3 protein-coding genes are annotated in these 1,811 nt (G+C 62.0%); all 3 read right to left on the bottom strand.

The annotated features are described in order from the left end of the window. Window positions 1-372: 4-hydroxyphenylacetate 3-hydroxylase N-terminal domain-containing protein (locus tag K3M35_RS25655; RefSeq protein ID WP_308257128.1), on the bottom strand; the 372-nt coding region annotated here is incomplete at its 3' end. A gap of 50 nt (window positions 373-422) precedes the next feature. Then, entirely contained in the window at window positions 423-932 is a 510-nt protein-coding gene (locus K3M35_RS25650; RefSeq protein ID WP_220667273.1) for a flavin reductase family protein, read from the bottom strand. Between the two features lie 283 nt (window positions 933-1,215). Next, a partial coding sequence (locus K3M35_RS25645; RefSeq protein WP_220667272.1) for a transposase occupies window positions 1,216-1,811 on the bottom strand: 596 nt, incomplete at its 5' end.

Below are 1,811 nucleotides of genomic sequence, written 5' to 3'. Positions count from 1 at the left end.
GGCCTTATAGTCGGGGCTGCGGCCCATCCAGCCGTAATTCAGGCGAGCGAAACTCGCAATGGCATCGGCGGATTCACGCAGGTCATTGCTCGTATAAGGGGACTTGAAGAACGGGTGGGTGTATCCGCCGCTACCGGTGTCGGTCGGAACCTGAAGGCTTGGATAGTTTTCCTTGTCGTGAAGGGCGTCGTATTGGCGGGCGACCATGCGCGCACTGTTGCGGAACGCCGGATGGGTCGTGACGTCCTTGACACGTTCACCATAGATCCACACCTCGCGCCCGTCGCGGATGCTCTCCAGGTATTCCTCGCCGTTGAGTGGTCGAGTAGTGGCACTGGCGGCGGTTGGCGGTGCCGTCTGTTCCGTCGTCATGATCTTCAAACTCCTTGCTGTAGAGGCGGATCTGGAGAGGCGTGTTGTATTCAGGTGGCTTGAAGTACATCGTCGGCGTATCCCCCCACCGTGCGGAACTTGCCGCCATAAAACAGCAGGGGCTCAACGTCTGGGGCGACCCCGAAGTCCTTGACCTCGCCGAGATACAAGATGTGATCGCCGCCGTCGTACGAATGCCACGGTGCGCATTCGAAATAGCCGGCACAGCCAGCCAATCTCGGCGGTTGGCCGGGGGTGCAGTCGTGCCAATCGATAATGCAGTCCTGCTGGGGTTTTCCCGCGAAGTTCATCGCGTGCTGCAGCTGAGCGCCGGAAAGGATGTTGACCACGAAGGGCCGGCCTTCCAGGTTCTTGCTGGCGTTGCTGCGCCGGTCTAGGGAGACCAGTATCAGCGGTGGGTCGAGGGACACGGCAGTGAAGGCGTTCAAAGTCAGCCCCAACTGTTCACCGTCGATTTCGTAAGTCACCACGGTGACACCGGTTGCAAAGTGTCCGAGAGAGTTCCGCAGAAGGCGGCCGTCAATAGTCACGAAGCTCATCACCTTTCCTGTCTTTGCATCGCCACACTCATTACATGAAAGTTAGGTGCGTCACATTCATCCGTCTATCCACTCGACGCTGCTTTCATCCGCTTTACGCAAGGAGTTCTAGCCTCAATCTTTCGCGAGTCCCGCGTGCCGGCCTGAGCGGCTTCGGATTGGGTGTGGAGACCGTGGATCCGGTGTGCATCTACGCTCGGTCGCCCGACACGGTCGGGTGACGCCGAGGTCCACGGCCCCGAGAACGGTTTCCTTTCGTCTCGATCGGACAGATAAGAACTGGTCACGCAGGCGCAGGAAGCGCTGCGAGCCGGTTCAGGCCGGCCATGAGAACATCGACATCCGGAGCTGTGACGGCCAGCCGCAGACGAACACGGCGGGCATGTCGGGCGATCCTCCCCGCGATCGACAGCAGCCGCAGCCGCACCCGTTTCGGTTCCCACCGCCGTGCCGGAAGCTCGGTCAACGCGAGCATCTGCATCCACGCGAGCAGCTCGCATGCGAGTTGCACGAGCGCCAACCAAATCCGGTTCTGATCGAAACGGTGCAACGGAAGATTCTGCAACCCGGTGACTTTCGCTGCTCGGATCCGGTCCTCGCACCGAGCCCTACGCCGGTGCCGCAGCTCCAGATCGGGCAGCTGGCCTCGGCGGGTGTTCGTCACGAACGCGGTCAGGCGCAGCCCGTCGCGGTCGGTGAACCGCAACTGTGCACCCGGATGCGGCCTCTCCTTCCGGACGATCACCCGCATGCCTTCCGGCCACGACGACAGATCGAGCAGGTCGGTGATCTCGGCGACCCAGGCCCCGTCGCGGACCTGGCCGTCGGAATCGTAGGCCGGGGTCCACGCCTGGTCAGGAACCAGGTCGATCGCTTCGG

The organism is Rhodococcus sp. DMU2021, assembly GCF_019641445.1.
Lineage (GTDB): Bacteria > Actinomycetota > Actinomycetes > Mycobacteriales > Mycobacteriaceae > Rhodococcus > Rhodococcus pyridinivorans.
This window is presented reverse-complemented; position numbering and strand designations above follow the sequence as displayed.

Excerpts from the sequence above, each read along its gene's own strand:
- K3M35_RS25650 (WP_220667273.1), bottom strand. The coding sequence starts at position 932 with ATGAGCTTCGTGACTATTGACGGCCGCCTTCTGCGGAACTCTCTCGGA.